Genomic DNA, 16706 nt, shown 5'->3' with positions numbered 1-16706 from the left:
TGCGCGGTGGAACGGCGATCACGTTGCGCGGCAGCCTCCACCGCCTCCGGGGTGAGGTGTTCGTCGGCAACCCAGGGGCTCTGCGGGTCGTCGGGGTTACACATGCCAGGACGTGCGGCCTTGGCCAGGTACGGGTCCAAGACGGCGCTCAGGGCGGGGGTGAGCAGCCCGGAGATCGGACGCATCCCATCGGCACGCTGCGCGCCGATGCTGACCCCGCGCATGCGGGCACGGTCCTCGTCGCTGCTGCGCTTGCCGTCCGGGTCGAGGTAGGCCAGCAGATGCTCACCCGCCTTCGGCAGGGCGTCGGGGCTGGTCTGCACGGCCAAATGCACGAGCTGGCTTTCGGCGATGGCACGGTCGTCGGCGTTCACGCTCCCGGGAATCCGACCCATGATCTTCACGATGGCGCGCACGTGCGCGTCGGAGATGAACCCGCACTCCTGCGCCGAGGCCGTCCACGCCAACTCCGCAGCCTTCTCCGCGCCACTGGGGTCAGTCTTCGTGGCCAACACCTGCACCGCGTTCGCCCGCGCCAAGGCTTCCCCACGCCCCAAATGCAGGGTCTCGGCCAGAAACCGCGACAACTTCCCCACCCCGAACTTCTGCGGCAGCGACCGAGTTTCGGCCTCGGCGGCCAACTTCCGCGCCACCGCCTCCAACTGCCGCCGCGCCTCCTCGATCTCCCGCATCGTGGACACGATCTCGTCATCGGTGCACGGCACAAGCGATTGGTAAACGAGGTCGTCGGCAGCTTCACGCAACGCGGCGGTCGCCGCGAGCGCATCAGCGTGAACCAACTCCCCACATTTCATAACTCCTATTCTAGCAACCGAATTCACCACAATACATGTGAATTCCATTGTGACTAAACGAAATTCAACAATACCGACCATTCTTAATGGCTGTAGACCATCCGCCCCGGAAGCCACCGCAACCTAGCGGAACTCAACACGCGCCGAAGCATGTTCGTACGAATTCGGAACACCTCACAGCTACAAGCAACGTTTACTTCCGAACTGCCCAATGACTCCGAACCGCCCTCCTGGTGACGATGCTGTCTGTGAGAATCTCAGTGGGCTGGGGCACGCTGGCCGTGGCGGCGGGAACCGTTGGCGCCCTGATGTCGCCGATGACTCCGCAGGCACATGCGTTCGCGCCCGTCAGCGCCGCCACCGATCGGCAAGAACAGGTGCTCGACAATCGCGACGGCGTCATCGTCTCGCAGGTCAGCTTCCTGCTCCCACTACCACCGAACGCACCACCACATCCACCCGAGTGTGACCGGGCCGGATTCCTCCGCTATCGCGCCGCGGACGGCCCAACGGAGTCCGCCGACGCCGACTCCGTGGTGGTCCAGCAACAGGGATTCAATGGCGGCGCAATGAATTCCGACAGCGTCGCCGCCAACACCGTGCGCTCGGCCGCTCAGCTGGGCCGCAAGGTGGAGTTCTGGGCCATGGCGCGCCGCAGCAGCTGCCTGGACGAGACAACCGGATTCGACTACGCGTTGAAGACCGGCAATTACCTCGACGCCGTCGACTACTACTTCAACGGCATGCCGATCGATGGCCGAGTTTTCCCGGGGTTCAAGAACTCTCAGGATCTGCCACTCCTGGATTCCATGGGCCTCGAACGAGTACTGCGCGATCAGTACGAGATCATGCTGCACGAGATACCGGATCAGATTGTGCGGCAACATAAGTACGTATGCACCGGCATTTCCATGGGCGGTCTGGTCACCGGCTTCTTCGCCGACTGGGATTTCGGTAATGGCGATCCGGACGCCGCGGGCTACAGCCAGTGCGCGGCGTTCGTGGCGCAGGACTCCATGGTGTCCTCGGACCCGGTCGCCATTCAGAACACGCCGTTCCTGCACGATCTCACCAATGCCATCATCTCGCCGGTCAACGACATCCTGAAGGCGACCCAGAACATCGGTGTGCTGCCGCGCATTCTCGGGTCGACACCGGTCATCGGCACCAAGGCCTTCCTGATCTACCGTCTCGCCGGGCTCGCCGCGCATCTCGATCCCGATGGGGAAAGCCAACTGCTGGCGCATCTTCCACACGACTTCGAGATCGATTCGACCCTGAACTTCCTGTTCGCCCCGACCTGGGTCGGCTTCGCCACCAATGGCGCGGACGGCACCGGAACCCTGCGCGACTACCGCTTCACCAATACCGCCCTCCTGGGCGAGTTGCTGGACAACAACTCCTGCAACTTCGAACTCCTGCAGCAGGGCATGGGCGTGCTCGACGGCGGCCCGGTGCAGCCCAAGAGCTTCCCGAACCCCGGCGACGCGACCCAGATTCCACTGCTCGGCAACTACCTGCGACTCACTGCGGGCCCGCAGCAACGGTTCGCACCATCCGACCGGTCGGTGCTCTACACCTGGCGAAACTACGACAACGTCCAAGGCGTGCCCTACACCGCGCCCGGACACGAGGTAGCCGATATCCGCGATGTCGCACGGCAATTGGGCTCCGGCGGCCCCTACGCCTACTGGGAGACCTACTTCCCGCTCCGCGTCGTGCTCGATATCGCCGCCGGTTACGGCGGCGCGCGCACCGGCGACATGGGCAACCTGCGCTACCACGGCATGGAACGCACCAAGCCGAATCTGGTGCTCTGGGCCGGTGACAGCGTCGTCCAGTTCGGCCCCGGCCTGCTGTTCCCGGTTCCGCAAACCGCCATCGTGCAGACCCTGCCGGGCTACAACCACATCGACACCATCGGCGCGGCCGCGGTCCAGAACAACGGCCTGAGCGACTACAGCGGACGTTATCTGGCGGAGTTCCTGAGATCACTCGGATGACCTGCGGTACAGGTACATTCGACATGTGACGCTCGGTAAGGGGGAGCCGCGGTCAGGCCTGGGACGTTTAGCGCCCACCGCGGATGGCCCCGCCTTGGCCGCCCGGCTGCGGGCGGCGGTCTTCGACGCGCATGCCGAGGCGGTGCGCGCCAGTGACACCGCCGACCCCTCGGGTCCACCGATCAATCGGGATCTGATCGAGTTGCTCGCCCTGCAGCGGCGAATCACCGTCCTGGCCGATCAACTCGCCGCCGACGCCCTGGCCGCCGCGCCGCGCCGCGAGGACGATTGGGCATGGATGCATCGATCGCAGAGGAAAGGCAATTCGATGAGTGTCAGTTTGGCCAAGGGCGGCAATGTCTCACTGTCCAAGCAAGCGCCGAATTTGACGAAGGTGGCCGTCGCCCTGGGCTGGGATGTGCGCAGCACCACCGGAGCCGATTTCGATCTGGACGCCAGCGCCATGGCCTGCGGCCCCAACCGGCGTGTCGTCTCCGACAAGCATTTCGTCTTCTACAACAACCTGCGCTCGCCGGAGGGCACCATCGAGCACACCGGCGACAATCTCACCGGCGAGGGTGAGGGCGACGACGAGGTGATCAATGTGGATCTGGCGGCCATGCCGCCGACCATCACCAATATCTTCTTCCCCGTCTCGATCTACGAGGCCGAGACGCGGCGGCAGGCCTTCGGGCAGGTGCGCAATGCCTATATCCGGGTCGTCGACGCCGTCACCGGCACCGAGCTGACCCGCTTCGATCTCACCGAGGACGCTTCGACCGAGACCGCCATGGTGTTCGGCGAGCTGTATCGGCACGGGAACGAGTGGAAGTTCCGGGCCATCGGGCAGGGGTACGCGTCCGGATTGGCCGGTATCGCAAGGGATTACGGCGTTAACGTCTGAGTGTCGAGGCGGTACACCGGGGTGCTCAGGTATTTCAGGCCCGAGTCCACCAGCACGGTGACCACCCGCGCTCGCGCGCCCAGCCGCAGCCCGACCCGAATGGCGGCCAGCACATTCGCGCCGGAGGAGGTGCCCGCGCACAGCCCCTCCTCACGCGCCAGGCGGCGCGCCATCTGCTCGGCATCGGCGGTGGACACGGCCACCGTCTCGTCGACCAGGCTCGGATCCCACAGCGGCGGCAGGTAACCGATACCGATGCCCTCGATGCGATGCGCACCCGGCGCGCCGCACGAGAGCACGGCGGATTCGGCGGGCTCGACCGCGACCACATGCAGCCGTCGCTGCTTGTGGTAGCGCAGCAGTGACGCCGCGCCGCGCAGCGAGGCCGCCGTGCCGACCGCCTGGACGAACGCGTCCACCCGGCCCTCGGTCTGCGCCCAGATCTCCTGGCCCAGTGCGTGATAGCCGGTAATGCTGTCGGTGTTGCGCAACTGATCCGGCCAGAAGGTGTCCGGCTCGCGGCTGAGCCGCTCGGCCGTCTCGACCATGGTCGTGAACAGGCGCTCGGTGAACATCCCGTCCGGACTCGGGACCAGGGTGAGCTCCGCACCGTACGCGGCCATTTGCGTGAGCTTTTCGGCGCTGAACGCCGTCGAGCTCACGATCCGCAGCCGATAGCCCTTCGCGGCGCACACCAGCGCCAGCGCGGCACCCGTACTGCCGCCGGTGTATTCGACCACGGTGCCACCGGGTTTCAGCCGCCCGTCGCGTTCGGCCACACCGATCACGGCCTGCGCCATGCGGTCCTTCATGCTGCCCGTCGGATTCTGGCCCTCCACCTTCACCAGAATCTCCGCGCAACCCGGCGGCACCACCCGGTTCAGGCGCACCAGCGGAGTATCGCCGATCGCCGCCAACGCGTTCTCGCCGATGAACATGATCCGCACCGACCCTTCCGCCCCCCCACTGGGCTCAGGGTCGATTGTCCGGCAGCGGAGGTGGTTTCAGTACGGGAACGGCTGTGCGGCCGCGAGCCGGACCGGCAGCGGCTCGGGCCGTTTGGCGGTGCGATTGTCGCCGGAGGACAGGCCGCGCAGGCGGCGCAATACCCACGGACCCAATGCGACGGCCGCCCACTGCAATTCGGCCGCCATCGCACGAAACACGCCGTACTCGGGCAGGGCGGGCGTGATCGGACGGGTCCAGGCGTCGTCCGCGCCGGGCAGGCGCAAGGCTTCGGCCATGGCGTCGGCAATGCGCTGGTGGCCGAGCGGGCTGGCGTGCAGGCGATCCGGGCTCCACAGGCGCGGGTCGGCGACCACGGCGTGATGGCCGGTCTCGGCCACGATCACGTCGTAGCGGCGGGCCGCCGCACGCAGGCGGTCATTGAGGATCGCGATGCGGCCGCGAATGGGCCGGACCAGCGGAATGTTCTGCGCGATATCGGGAAAGGTGAGCGTCGCGACGACCGCGCCGGTGCGGGCGAAGGCCGCGAACATGGCCTCGACGTGTCCGGCGATCTCGTCCGGATCGAAGTTCGGCCGCAGCAGATCGTTCATGCCCGCCAGCACGGTGACCAGGTCCGGTCGCAGCGCCAGCCCCACCTCGAGCTGGTCGGCCCGGATCTGGTGGGCCAGCTTGCCGCGCACCGCCAGATTGGCATAGCGCAGTTCGGGATTGGTGACGGCGAGTCGCTCGGCCAGCCGGTCCGCCCATCCCCGCAGGCCGGTCAGGTCGTCGCCGTCGCCGACACCCTCGGTCTGAGAGTCGCCCACGGCGACATAGCGGGTGAAGTTGCCATCGGTCATGGCGGATCGGCCTTTCGGTGACTTTCGTGGATCATCCCAGGAAATCGGCGCGGGTTCGTGCCCGGCCAAGTCAATTCACGAGCCCGCCGCCTGCCGTTCGATTTGCGCGACGGCCTCGGCCTGAATCCGGTCGAACTGGGCGGCCATCGCCTCGGCGAGCGCCTGCGCGCCCGAGAGCGGGCGGACCATCACCATGAATTCGTCGATCTTGCCGTCGACGTCGAGGTGGATGAGATCGCAGCCGGTAATGCGCTTGCCGTTGACGGTCGTCTCGAAAACCAGCGCATGGTCGACGGCATCGTCCGCGCCGATCTCCTTGACGTAGCGGAAGTCTTCGAAGACCCGCATGACCCCGCGCAGGATGGCGGCGGTAATGGCCTTGCCCGGGTAGGGCTTGAAGGCGACCGGGCTGGTGAACACCACATTGTCGGCCAGCAGAGCCTCGACGGCGGCCTCGTCGCGGGCCTCGATGGCCTTGCGGAACGGATGCATGATGCCTCGATTCTGATAGTCAACTCATTGCATATCCGTTGTGAACCGTAGCGCGATTCCTTGGCGAGTGTCCAGAGTCTTGATAGTCAAAAAATTGAGTATGCATTGCCTGGTCAATAGACTGGTTCGGTGCGACATAGGCAGGCCGATGGTTCGATGGACCTGGCGCAGCTGCGAACGTTCCTGGCCGTGTATCGAGCGGGTTCGATTACCGCGGCGGCCGGTCAGGTCGGGCTCTCGCAACCGACCGTCACCACCCAACTCCAAGCCCTCGAACGCCACCTGGGCCGCCCCCTGTTCGAGCGACTCCCGCGCGGCGTCGCACCCACCGCCGCCGCCCACGATCTGGCCGCCCGGGTCGCCGCGCCCCTGGACGCCCTCGAATCCGTCACCGGCACCGGCACCCTCGACAGCCCGCCCGTCACGGAACCGCCCGTACTGCTCGGCGGCCCCACCGAACTCCTGGGCACCCTGGTTCTTCCGGCCCTCGCGCCGCTGATCGCCGAGGGCATCCGACTCACGGTGACCACCGGCCTCGCCGATGACCTCCTGGTCGACCTCCGCGTCGGCAAACTCGATCTGGCCCTGTCCACGGTCCGCCCCCGCGGCCGCACCGTCCTCGCCGACGCCCTGGCCGACGAGGAGTTCATCCTGGTCGGCGCGCCCGACCTCGCCGCCCGTGCCGACCCGAACCGCCTGCGCGCCAACGACTTCACCGCCACCCCGCTGGTCGCCTACGCCCCCGACCTACCCATCATCCGCCGCTACTGGCGGCACGTCTTCGACACCCGCCTCGAGGCCGAACCCGCCCTGGTCGTCCCCGACCTACGGGCCGTCCTCGCGGCGGTCGTCGCCGGTGCGGGCATCTCGGTCCTCCCCACCTACCTGTGCACCCGCGAATTGTCCTCGGGCGCAATCGAACCCCTGCACACCCCCGCCGACGCCCCGATCAACACCATCTTCCTGGCCCGCCGAGTAGGCGGCCCACCCCGCCCCCACGTCGACCGCCTCCGCACCCACCTCCGCGAAACGGCCCGCCACTGGCAATCCTGCGCCGATTGATCGGCCCTGGGAATCGGGCCATTCGGTTGCCAACGCAATGTCCGATACCCGCCAGCCATGGGCAGTGGTTGCGGCGAGGGTGGGGTTATGGCCAACTGTTTCGAAGGGATCGTTGATCGGTTCGTGTTGTCGAGCGGGATGTTCGAGGCGAGGTTGCGGGAGGTTCGGGCCGGACAGTGGGGTGGGCCGACTCCGTGTGCGGAATGGACTGTGCGGCAGCTGGTCAATCACGTGACTCGGGGGAATCTCAATTACACGGCCCTAGTACAGGGTGGGTCAGCCGCGGAGTTCCTCCGCCTGCGCGACGCGGACGCCCTGGGGTCGGATCCGCTCGCCGCATATCTGCGTTCGGTCGACCGTGCGGTCGACGCCTTCACCCAGTCCGACGCTCTGTGCCGGATCGTCGATTACCCCTTGGGGAAGGTCTCCGGCCGCCAGGCCTTGGCGATCAGAACCACGGATACCGCCATCCACACGTGGGATCTGGCCCGCGCTATCGGCAGCGATGACACGCTCGAACCCGCCCTGATCGACTGGATCGGCAGGAATCTCCAGGATATCTACGGCGATCTTCCTGAGACGCCGCTCTCCTCCGAATCGACCCACCGATTCTTTGCCGCCCCAACCGGCACCTCCGGATCCGCTGTCTCCCAGCAAGATCACCTACTTCGCCGGATGGGGAGAAGTCCGGAGAAGGTCCCGTTCTAGGCCAGCGCGGCGGGAGTCGCTGTCTAGCATCGGGTTATGGAGCTGTCGTATGTGGTGACCGGGGGTGGGCGGGGGATTGGGCGGGCCATTGTCGAGCGGATGGTGCGGCGGGGGCATGCGGTTGTGGTGGTGGAGAAGGAGGGTGGGGGATTGGGGTGGGGGGCGGAGTTGGTGACGGTGGTGGAGGGGGATGCGGGGGTGGAGGAGGTTGTCGAGGAGGCGGCGGATTGTGCTCAGCGGGTGGGGATTTTGAGTGGGTGGGTCAATAATGCGGCGATCTTTCGGGATGCTTCGCTGGATCGGAGTGGGGCGGGGGAGGTGTTGGAGTTGATCGATGCCAATTTGCGGCCGGTGGTGGTCGGGTGTGGGGCGGCGGTGCGGCGGTTTCTGGCGGCGGAGAGCGGGGGATCGATTGTGAATATCAGTTCGCACCAGGCGGTTCGGGCGGTGCCGGGTGCGCTGCCCTACAGCACGGCCAAGGCGGCTATCGAGGGGCTGACGCGGGCCTTGGCCGTGGAGTACGGGCCGCGGGGGATTCGGGTCAATGCGGTCGCGCCGGGGTCGGTGGCGACCGAGCGGTATACCGAGTATCTGGAGTCGTTGGATCCGGCGGACGCGGCGGCGGTCGAGGCGCAGATGGCGGTGCTGCATCCCATGGGGCGGGTCGCGACCAGTGATGAGGTGGCCGCCGCGGTCGAGTTTCTGCTGTCCGCGGAAGCCGGGTTCGTCAATGGAGCAACGGTTCCTGTCGATGGTGGTCGATCGGTGCTGGCGTTGGATCCCGAGGCGCGCTGATGGTCACTGCCGGGTCGATTCCGCGTTGATCACCAGGGGGCCGCCCTTGGCGTCGGTGCCGACCATGGTCGAGATCTGGTGTTCGGCCGCGACGGCTATGCTCCAGAAGCGCAGTGTCACAGCGGAATCGCCCTGGGTGCAGGTTTGTGCCGGTGGGTCGAGTTTGGCGGTGTCGCCGCGGGTGACCAGGGTCCAGGTGCAGCCGTCGTCGGTGCGGGCGAGTAGGCGGTTGCCGTAATTCCTTGTGATGGTGGTGGTTCCCTGCTGTGGGGCGTTGGCGACCCAATGGCCTTCGAAGGCCTTCGCGGCATCCGGATCGTCCTCGTGGACCCGGGTGCGCGCACCGTGTTGCAGGGTGAAGGTGTAGTCGGAGTCCTGGTGATGACTCACCGCGGTAATGGATTCGGTTTCCTTCTCGCCGTTCACCCGTACCGTCCAGGCGGTGGTGGTGTAGGTGTAGCCGAAGGTGGGGTTGTGGCAGGTCTGGTTGGCCGGGTCGAGGGTCAGGCCGTCGGAGGTGGCCTTGAATTCCCAGGTGCAGCCCACATCGGTGCGGCCTGTCACCCGGCCGGGCGCGGCCGAGGTGAAGACGATGTCACCGATCTGCGGGCTGTCCGGGATTCCCGGCACGTTCTCGGTGGCGTAGTTGAGCATGGTCGAGTGGTCGGGGAAGTCGTAGTTCCAGCGGCCCAGGTAGGCGGCGGTCGAGTCGGGGTCGGCCGCGGCGGGCGCGGCGGCCAGGGCGACTGTGGCGGTGAGGATTACGAGGGTGGGCAGCGATGATCGCGACATGGCTCGCACGGCCTTTCGATTAGATATCCTGAATACAAGGTAACCTAGAATGCTAGGAAACCTAGTAATCAGGATGGCGAAGGGTTCGCGAGATGTCAACGCGCAAGGCGGATTTGATCAATAGCGCCCTGGCCGGGCTCGGGAGCACGGCCGAGCGCGGCATGCGTATGAATCAGCGGGCCGCCGCTCGGCTGGGGATCAATGCCAGCGATATGCAGGTGCTGCAGCTGTTGCAGGCGGGGCCGCGCACCTCGGCAGAGCTGGCGAAACTCACCGGGCTCACGACCGCCTCCATGACCGGGCTCATCGACCGGCTCGAGAAGGCCGAATTCGTGACCAGGGTGCGTGACGACTCGGACCGGCGGAAGGTCCTGGTCCACTTGAACGATGACCGCGCTCGCGCCGATATCGCGCCGCTCTACGGCGGCCTGCTCGGCACCTGGCGGCGGGCGCTGTCGGGCTACTCGGTCGAGGAGCTCACCCTCATCGTGGACTTCCTGACTCGCGTGGAGCAGGGTTTCGACGCGGAGCTCGGTACGCGGGAATGAACGAGCGGCCCGATCCCTGGGGACCGGGCCACGGTGGTCGGTGACTACTTGCCGATGACGCCGTACTGGGTCAGGAGCTCGCCGATCTCGTTGTTGCCGAGGCGTTTTGCGAGTCCGCGCCAGAGCAGCTCCGGGCCCGGCAGATCGATGGGGTCGCCGTCGCGGAGGCGGGTCATGGCGGCCAGCAGGGTGCGGACGTCGTAGGTGGAGTTGAAGACCTCGGGGACGCCGCGTTCGATGTCGAGCAGTTGGTAGGCGGCCTCCATGCCGGTGCGGACCGAATACTCGGTGGTGAAGATGCAGTCGCGGCTGGTCTCGGCGAACTGACCGATGAAGGCGAAGTTGACCGCGCCCTCGGGCACCACCTGCGGGCGGTCACCGGCCTTGCGGGGCATGAAGAAGGCGGTGACGTACGGCATCATGACCGGCACGCACTTGGCGGCATTGGCGGCCAGCTCCGGAATGTCGGATTCGGGAACGCCCAGGTGGTACAGCCACTCCTGGGTGATCTCCTCGCCCGTGCACTCCTGCATGGTCTTCTTCACATAGTCGCCGGGCTTGTCGACGAACAGGGAGTAGACCCAGACCACGATCTGGTCCTTGGGCTGCTGCTTGAAGTGCGGCTGGCGGTTGACGGTCCAGCTCATGAGCCACGAGGAATCCTTGACGGTGACGATGCCGCCGGTGACGACCTTGCCGCTGAAGGGATCTCGCTTGCAGATCTTCTGAATGTATTCGGGGATGCGCTGATCCAGCGTGGTGACCGTGGCCGACTCCCACTTGGTCTCGGGAATGTGCCCACCGAAGACATCCGGATTGCCGAATGCCTTGTCCTTGGCCGCGATTCGCCGCCACAGGTCCCAGGCCGGTGCCGGGCCCTCGTTGAGCTTGGCGGGCGTGTGATGGTCGCCCTCGTCGGAGTTCTCGGTGAGCGAGCCGATGGTCATGAGAACCAGGTCGTTCGGCCCCAGCTCGACGCCGCCCTCGACGCCCTCGGAGATCCAGTGAATCCTGGTGGCCTGCTTGCGATTAGCGGACAGCTCGAAGTCGACGTCGGTGACCGTGGTGTCGAACTTGAAGGTCACACCCTGATCCAACAGCCAGCGGTACAGCGGCAGCACCAGCGACTCGTACTGGTTGTACTTGGTGAACTTCAGTGCCGAGAAGTCCGGTAGGCCGCCGATGTGGTGAATGAAGCGATGTAGGTACAGCTTCATCTCCAGCGCGGAATGCCAGTCCTCGAAGGCGAACATGGTGCGCCAGTACATCCAGAAGTTGCTCTCGAAGAAGTCCTTCGAGAACACCTCGTTGATGCGCTTGCCCTCCATCTCCTCGCGGGTGGCCAGGAAGATCTTGGTGATGTCCTTCTGCGCCTTGTCGTTCAGCGTGAAGAGGTCCTTGGTCTGGGCACTCTGTCCGCGATTGACGGTGGCTCGCTCCAGCGAGAAGTTCGGGTCGTCCTTGTTGAGCCAGTAGAACTCGTCGAGCACGCTGCCCTCGACCTCGATCGACGGGATCGACCGATACAGATCCCACAGACACTCGAAGTGGTTCTCCATCTCGCGCCCGCCGCGAATGACGAAGCCCTTCTTGGGTTCCTTGATGCCGTCCAGCGCGCCGCCGGGAAGTTTCAGCTCTTCGAGGATGGTGATCTTGTTACCCGGCATCTGGCCGTCGCGGATCAGGAAGGCCGCACCGGAGAGCGAAGCGAGACCGGACCCGACGAACCACGCCGTCTTCCCGTCCACTCCGGCGGGCTTGCGCGGCCGGGCGAACGCTTCGTAATTTCCACTGCTGTAGTACATGAGATCTCCTGTCCGAGCGCTAGTACTTGTAGAAACCTTCCCCGGTGGCAATGCCGAGCTTGCCCTTGTCGATGTAGTTGTCCTTGAGCCACTTGGCGATTCGCTGCGAGGTCTCGTCGCCGTTGACCATGATGTTGTAGGGCGTGGTGAGGCCGATGATGTCGAGAATCCGGAAGGGTCCGGCCGGTGCGCCGGTGCCGATGGTCCAGGTCTTGTCCACGTCCTCCGGGCTCGCGTACCCGCCCTCGGCCAGGGTCATGGCCGCGTCCAGCAGCGGCACCAGCAGCGAGTTGAGAACGTAACCGGCCTTCTCCTTGTGCAATTCGATCGGCACCATGCCGATGGCCGAGGCGAAGTCCACCACCGCCCGGTACACGGCCGGATCGGTGTCGGCGGTGCCCATGATCTCGGCGGTATTGAAGTGCCACACCTGATTCGCGAAGTGCAGCGCCAGGAATCGGTCCGGACGTCCGGTGAAATCCTTCATGGCACTGGGCAACAGGGTGGAGGAGTTGCTGGCGAAGATGGTGCGCTCCGGCGCGAGCTTGCCCAGCTTCTCGTAGGTCTCCTGCTTGATGGACAGCACCTCCGGCACCGCCTCGATCACCAGGTCGGCGTCCCGAACCGCTTCCGCCAGATCGGAAGTCAGCGCGATGCCCGCCGCTGTCGTCTCGGCCTTGCCATCCGCGCCGCCGGGCACCTGCTCGCGGTAGACCGCGGCCAGCTTGTCGAAGCGGCCGCGCGCGGCGGTCAGCGCGTCGTCGGAGATGTCGTAGGCGGTGACGTCGAATCCGCGGAACGCGGTCTGGAATGCGATCTGGGAACCGAGCACGCCGGTTCCGAGCACGGTGACCTTGCGGATGTCGATGGTCATGGTCATTGCCTCCCTAGGGGTTGAGGTATCCAGCGATGATCTGTGCGATCTGCGCGCGCAGATCGGCCAGGGCGTCGTGTCCGGGATGCGCCCCGGTGGACGGTTGCACCAGGGCCAGGTGCAGGACGGCGAAAATGCTGCGCCCGGCCAGGCGGGCGCGCTCCTCCAGGCGCTCCGGGTCGATGTCACCGCCGCGCGCGTCGGCGACGAGCCGCTCGGCGATCATCGATTCCAGCCGTGCCACGAGCGCGAGCCCCTCGGAGCGGTACTTGTCGGTGGGCGAGCCGAACAGCAGCTCGCGTTGATAGACGATGGTGTTCTCGGGCTGCCGCTCGGCCGCCCGCAGCAGCGGACCGATCATGGCGACAACGGCTTCGACGGTGTCGGTCTGGTCGCGGGCCGCGGCCGCACCGTCCGCCAGCGCGGTCCGCAGCTCCTCGTTGTAGACCATGAGCAGCAGTTCGCCTTTGGAGGCGGCGTACCGGAACAGCGTCCCCGCCGCGATATCCGCGCGATCGGAGATCTGCTGTGTTGTCGTGCCCTCGAAACCATGCTCGGCAAACATTGCGGCGGCAGCCTGGAAGATGCGCGACTGTTTATCGCTCATCTTCCGTTCTCGTCGGCTGACGTGCACAGACTTGGTCTTGGCGACCATTCGTACACCTCCAACCCGGCAATCGGAACTGAGTGAACTCAAAAATGAGCGTACTCACGGTTACCAAATGCGCAAGGTCATCATGTCATTGACCGGGAGTACGTTTGTCACATGGCCACGCATCTCACCCACTGGGGGGTCTTCGAGGCGAGCAGCGACGGCGATCGGCTGACCGCCGTTCACCCCTGGCGCGAAGACCCGGAACCCACGCCGTTGATCGAGAATGTCGCTTCGGCGCAACATCATCCGGCCCGCATCGACCAGCCGTATGTGCGAAAAGGCTGGCTGGAGAACGGTCCCGGGCCCGCCGAACGCGGTGCGGACGAGTTCGTGCCGGTGTCGTGGGAGCAGGCGCTGGATCTGCTGGCCGGTGAATTGTCCAGGGTGTACCGGGAATTCGGGGCCTCGGCGGTGTACGGCGGCTCCTACGGCTGGGCCAGTGCGGGGCGATTCCATCACGCGCAGAGCCAAGTTCACCGCTTCTTGAACACCCTGGGCGGCTACGTCGCACATCGCAACAGCTACAGCCTGGGCGCGTCGACGGTGCTGCTGCCGCACATTCTCGCCGATATGGGCACCATCATGGCGCGGGCCACCACGAAGTCGGTGCTGGCCCGGGAGTCGAAGCTGGTGGTCGCGTTCGGCGGGCTGTCGCCGAAGAATTCGGCGGTGTCGCCGGGCGGTGTGTCCCGGCACAATGGTCGCGGGTGGATCGAGACGGCGCGGGAGAACGGCTGCCGGTTCGTCACCATCAGTCCACTGCGAGACGACATTCCGGTCGGGGCGCAGGCCGAGTGGATCGCGCCACGACCGGGCAGCGATGCCGCGTTGATGCTCGCCTTGGCGCAGGTGCTGGATGCCGAGGGGCTGGCCGATCGCGCCTTTCTGGACAAGTACACCGTCGGGTACGAGCGGTTCGCGAACTACCTGCGCGGTGGTGAGGACGGCATCGTCAAGGATCCGGAATGGGCGCAGACGCTCACCGGCATTGCGGCGGAACGGATTCGGTCGCTGGCCCGGGAGATGGCGGGCACCCGGACCCTGATCTCGGTGAGCTGGTCGTTGCAGCGGGCGCAGTACGGCGAGCAGCCGCTGTGGCTCGGCGTGGTGCTCGCGGCCATGCTGGGGCAGATCGGCCTGCCCGGTGGGGGATTCGGGCACGGCTACGGGTCGGCCGCGAATGTCGGTCTGGCCGTGCGGGTTACGTCGCCGCCCAAGCTGCCGCAGGGCCGCAATGGGGTCGACGACTTCATTCCGGTCGCGCGCATCGCGGACATGCTGCTCAATCCCGGTGCGCCCTATGAATACAACGGCGAGCATCGCACGTATCCGCATATTCGCCTGGTGTATTGGGCGGGCGGCAATCCCTTCCACCACCACCAGAACCTGGCCCGGCTGCGCACCGCGTTCGGCCGCCCCGACACCGTGGTGGTGCACGATCCGTTCTGGTCGGCCACCGCCCGGCATGCCGATATCGTGCTGCCCTCCACCATGACCATCGAACGCGACGACTACGGCTCCGGCGAGGGGGACCGGTTCTTCTTCCCGATGCCCGCCCTCACCGCACCGCACGGCCAAGCCCGCGACGACTACTGGATGTTCTCCGAGCTCGCCGAAAGACTCGGCGTCGGTAAGGAATTCACCGAGGGCCGCACTGCCCAGGAGTGGCTGCGCCACCTCTACGACGAATGGCGCGAGCGGCTGGGCGAGCGCGGCTACGACCTGCCCGACTACGACGCGTTCTGGGCCGGGGAACCCATGAATCTGCCGCTCGAGGCCGAGGAGCACGTCGCGTTCGCGGACTTCCGCGCCGATCCGGCGGCCCACCCGCTCGGCACCCCGAGCGGGCGGATCGAGATCTTCTCCGAGACCATCGCGGGCTTCGGCTACGACGATTGCCCGGGGCACCCGGTCTGGCTGGAACCCGAGGAGTGGCTGGGCGGTCCGACGGCGGCGCGCTTCCCGATCCAGCTGGTGGCCAACCAGCCCCGCACCAAGCTGCACAGCCAGCTGGATATCGGCGCGCACAGCCAATCCACGAAAATCCAAGGCCGCGAACCGGTCCGCCTCCACCCCGAGGACGCCGCCGCCCGCGGCCTGAGCACCGGGGACATCGTCCGCCTCTTCAACGACCGCGGCAGCTGCCTCGCGGGCCTGGAGATCAGCGACGCCGTCCGCCAGGGCGTGGCCCAACTCTCCACGGGCGCCTGGTACGACCCCGACCCGACCGACCCAACCTTCTGCCACCACGGAAACCCCAACGCCGTCACCAACGACCGCGGCACCTCCCGCCTCAGCCAGGGCTGCACGGGCCAACTCTGCCTGGTCGAGATCGAGCGCTACACAGGGGAACTTCCGCCGCTGACTGTGACCGGCCCGCCCCGTATCGCTCGCGCCTGACCCCGACCGACCGCGGGCTCCGCTCGAAAGGGTTGAGCCGCAGGCATTCCGGCGTGCTGTTGGCCGGAACCTACAGCCGAGGTTGGTGGTCGGCGGGTACGGACCCCGGCCACAAGCATCCCGGGATGACGCGGCGGGGTTCGTGCTGCGGGGGCGGGAGATGGGTTGCTGCTATTTGCCGATCAGGGCGTCGATGACGGTGCGGGCCGCATTGGAGGGGGTGCGGTCGGCGGAATGGCCGACGCACAGCTTCCAAGGCAGAGGGCGGGGTGCCAGGTCGGCGTGGGGGAGGTGCGGGAACAGGCGGGCGACCGACAGCGGGATGAGGGCGACGCCGAAGTTCTTGGCGGCCAGCTCTACCGCGAAGGCTTGGTCGGCGACCTCGATGACCGGGTCACGGTCGGGGAAGAGGTCGTCGGCGATGGAGCGGATGCCCCAGCCGGGCGGGTAGTCGATGAAGCGGACGCCCGCGAGGTCGGTGGCGCGGAAGGGGCGACCGGCCAGGGGATGGTCCGGCGCGGTGCACAGCACCAGTGTTTCCTCGGTAATGAGATGGGTGGTGATGCCGGGGAACTCGTCGGAGCGGCCCGCGAGGAGGGCCAGTTCGAGTGAATTGTCGCGCAGGCCAGCGAGATTCCCGGCCATGCCCGAGATGCTCTGGCGCATCCGCAGAGTCACGCAGGGAAAGCGCTCGTGCAGATCGGCGATGATGCCCGCCAGATCGAAATTGTGGACGTTCATGAGATTGCCGATGACCACCTCGCCGCGGATCTCCCCGCGCGCGGCATCGATGGCATCGACGATGTCGCGACGGGCGCGCAGCAGGGCGCGGGCGGGCACGACCATGGCCCGCCCGGCCTCGGTGAGTTCGAGGGTGCGGGGTGTGCGGTCGAAAAGACGCACGCCAACCTCGTGTTCGAGCTTCGCCACACTGGTGGAGACCGCCGACTGCACCAGATTCAATTCGCGAGCCGCGGCGGTGAACGAGCGGTGGTCGCAGCAGGCCAGAAAGCATTCGATCTGACGCATCTCCATACCGCCGAGC

16 protein-coding genes are annotated in these 16706 nt (G+C 66.4%); 7 read left to right on the top strand and 9 right to left on the bottom strand.

Annotation, left to right across the window (positions count from 1 at the left end; translation table 11 throughout):
- Window positions 1-725, bottom strand: a 725-nt coding sequence (locus tag VMT40_RS14575; RefSeq protein WP_326358514.1) for a DUF222 domain-containing protein, incomplete at its 3' end; no start/stop codon positions are given.
- Window positions 726-1063: 338 nt separating this feature from the next.
- On the opposite strand from VMT40_RS14575, the gene VMT40_RS14570 reads away from it, so the two are divergent.
- Both VMT40_RS14570 and VMT40_RS14565 read left to right on the top strand, forming a co-directional pair.
- Window positions 1064-2818 carry a hypothetical protein gene (locus tag VMT40_RS14570; RefSeq protein ID WP_326358513.1) on the top strand — a complete coding sequence of 585 codons (1755 nt, stop codon included), beginning with the start codon at window positions 1064-1066 and terminating at the stop codon, window positions 2816-2818.
- Window positions 2819-3146: 328 nt separating this feature from the next.
- Window positions 3147-3722, top strand: a complete 576-nt coding sequence (locus tag VMT40_RS14565) for a TerD family protein (protein ID WP_326358623.1) — start codon at window positions 3147-3149, stop codon at window positions 3720-3722.
- On the opposite strand, the gene VMT40_RS14560 is transcribed toward VMT40_RS14565, so the two are convergent.
- The 3 genes from VMT40_RS14560 to VMT40_RS14550 all read right to left on the bottom strand — a co-directional run bounded on the left by VMT40_RS14560 (window position 3704) and on the right by VMT40_RS14550 (window position 6022).
- Window positions 3704-4660, bottom strand: coding sequence for a PLP-dependent cysteine synthase family protein (locus VMT40_RS14560; RefSeq protein ID WP_326358622.1), 957 nt, complete (start codon window positions 4658-4660; stop codon window positions 3704-3706). The two genes, VMT40_RS14565 and VMT40_RS14560, sit on opposite strands and share 19 nt — an antisense overlap.
- Before the next feature lie 66 nt (window positions 4661-4726).
- Window positions 4727-5530: an SGNH/GDSL hydrolase family protein gene (locus VMT40_RS14555; RefSeq protein ID WP_326358512.1), complete on the bottom strand. Its 804-nt coding sequence runs from the start codon at window positions 5528-5530 to the stop codon at window positions 4727-4729.
- A gap of 75 nt (window positions 5531-5605) precedes the next feature.
- Window positions 5606-6022 carry a nuclear transport factor 2 family protein gene (locus VMT40_RS14550; protein WP_326358511.1) on the bottom strand — a complete coding sequence of 139 codons (417 nt, stop codon included), beginning with the start codon at window positions 6020-6022 and terminating at the stop codon, window positions 5606-5608.
- A gap of 129 nt (window positions 6023-6151) precedes the next feature.
- On the opposite strand from VMT40_RS14550, the gene VMT40_RS14545 reads away from it, so the two are divergent.
- Genes VMT40_RS14545 through VMT40_RS14535 form a run of 3 tightly spaced genes read left to right on the top strand, consistent with a single transcriptional unit; the run spans window position 6152 to window position 8587 of the window.
- Window positions 6152-7084: a LysR family transcriptional regulator gene (locus tag VMT40_RS14545; RefSeq protein WP_326358510.1), complete on the top strand. Its 933-nt coding sequence runs from the start codon at window positions 6152-6154 to the stop codon at window positions 7082-7084.
- A gap of 57 nt (window positions 7085-7141) precedes the next feature.
- On the top strand, window positions 7142-7792 hold the full coding sequence (locus VMT40_RS14540) for a TIGR03086 family metal-binding protein (protein WP_326358509.1): 651 nt from the start codon (window positions 7142-7144) through the stop codon (window positions 7790-7792).
- Window positions 7793-7828: 36 nt separating this feature from the next.
- Window positions 7829-8587 carry an SDR family NAD(P)-dependent oxidoreductase gene (locus VMT40_RS14535; RefSeq protein WP_326358508.1) on the top strand — a complete coding sequence of 253 codons (759 nt, stop codon included), beginning with the start codon at window positions 7829-7831 and terminating at the stop codon, window positions 8585-8587.
- A 3-nt stretch (window positions 8588-8590) separates the two neighbouring features.
- On the opposite strand, the gene VMT40_RS14530 is transcribed toward VMT40_RS14535, so the two are convergent.
- On the bottom strand, window positions 8591-9379 hold the full coding sequence (locus tag VMT40_RS14530) for a hypothetical protein (protein WP_326358507.1): 789 nt from the start codon (window positions 9377-9379) through the stop codon (window positions 8591-8593).
- A 92-nt stretch (window positions 9380-9471) separates the two neighbouring features.
- Here VMT40_RS14530 and VMT40_RS14525 point away from each other — a divergent pair, with 92 nt between their 5' ends.
- Window positions 9472-9927 carry a MarR family winged helix-turn-helix transcriptional regulator gene (locus VMT40_RS14525; protein WP_326358506.1) on the top strand — a complete coding sequence of 152 codons (456 nt, stop codon included), beginning with the start codon at window positions 9472-9474 and terminating at the stop codon, window positions 9925-9927.
- A 44-nt stretch (window positions 9928-9971) separates the two neighbouring features.
- On the opposite strand, the gene VMT40_RS14520 is transcribed toward VMT40_RS14525, so the two are convergent.
- The 3 genes from VMT40_RS14520 to VMT40_RS14510 are packed head-to-tail and all read right to left on the bottom strand — an operon-like array spanning window position 9972 to window position 13213.
- Window positions 9972-11732 (bottom strand): oleate hydratase, encoded by a 1761-nt coding sequence (locus tag VMT40_RS14520; protein ID WP_326358505.1) that lies wholly within the window; start codon window positions 11730-11732, stop codon window positions 9972-9974.
- Window positions 11733-11751: 19 nt separating this feature from the next.
- Entirely contained in the window at window positions 11752-12606 is an 855-nt protein-coding gene (locus tag VMT40_RS14515; protein WP_326358504.1) for a 3-hydroxyacyl-CoA dehydrogenase, read from the bottom strand.
- 13 nt (window positions 12607-12619) lie between these two features.
- Complete coding sequence (locus VMT40_RS14510) at window positions 12620-13213, bottom strand: TetR/AcrR family transcriptional regulator (RefSeq protein ID WP_326358503.1); 594 nt, start codon at window positions 13211-13213, stop codon at window positions 12620-12622.
- Between the two features lie 159 nt (window positions 13214-13372).
- On the opposite strand from VMT40_RS14510, the gene VMT40_RS14505 reads away from it, so the two are divergent.
- Complete coding sequence (locus tag VMT40_RS14505) at window positions 13373-15661, top strand: molybdopterin-dependent oxidoreductase (protein ID WP_326358502.1); 2289 nt, start codon at window positions 13373-13375, stop codon at window positions 15659-15661.
- Between the two features lie 171 nt (window positions 15662-15832).
- Here VMT40_RS14505 and VMT40_RS14500 read toward each other — a convergent pair whose 3' ends face one another.
- On the bottom strand, window positions 15833-16696 hold the full coding sequence (locus VMT40_RS14500; protein ID WP_326358501.1) for a LysR family transcriptional regulator: 864 nt from the start codon (window positions 16694-16696) through the stop codon (window positions 15833-15835).
- Window positions 16697-16706: the final 10 nt, after the last annotated feature.

This window comes from Nocardia sp. CDC160 (assembly GCF_035818795.1).
GTDB lineage: Bacteria > Actinomycetota > Actinomycetes > Mycobacteriales > Mycobacteriaceae > Nocardia.
Note: the sequence above shows the minus strand (reverse complement) of the source record. Positions and strands in the feature narration are given on the sequence as shown.